Raw genomic sequence first — 599 nt, forward strand, 5'->3', positions numbered from 1 at the left:
TGACGCCGGCATGCGGCACCATGACGCCTTTGGGCTGGCCGGTGGAGCCGGAGGTATAGATGACGTAGGCCAGATGCTGCGGCGTCAGGCCGACCACGGCCAGGTCCGGATTATCGGAAGGCTGATGGATCCACTGCGCCGCATCCGCAGAAAGGTCGATCAGCTTGGCGCCGGCTGGCCGATCGGCCAGCCGGGCCTTAAGGCCCGTGTCGGTCAGCAGCGCCAGCGGAGCGCTATCCTCGAGCATGTAGGCCAGGCGCTCTGCCGGATAGGCCGGGTCCAGCGGCACGTAGGCTGCGCCCGCCTTGAGCACGGCGAGCTGACTGATCACCAACTCGACGCTGCGCGCCAGGCAGATTGCCACCCGATCGTCGGGCTTTACGCCCAGGCTGCGCAGATAGTGCGCCAAGCGGTTGGCCCGGGCGTTCAGTTCGGCGTAGCTCAGTTGTCGGTCTTCGAACACCAGCGCCGGCGCATCGGGCGTATTGCGCACTTGCGCCTCGAACAGTTCATGCAGGCAACGGTCCCGCGGATAATCGGCCTGGGTGGCGTTCCAGTCGACCAGCACCTGGCGGCGCTCGGCTTCCGGCAGCACGCCG

The 599-nt window shown here is 67.3% G+C and carries 1 protein-coding gene; it reads right to left on the reverse strand.

Features of this window, described 5'->3' with window-relative positions; translation table 11 throughout:
* The coding region (locus IT781_RS22130) for an AMP-binding protein (RefSeq protein ID WP_194972321.1) at positions 1 to 599 on the reverse strand (599 nt) is incomplete at both ends.

The sequence above is a fragment of the Methylobacter sp. BlB1 genome (assembly GCF_015476545.1).
Taxonomy (GTDB): domain Bacteria; phylum Pseudomonadota; class Gammaproteobacteria; order Methylococcales; family Methylomonadaceae; genus Methylobacter.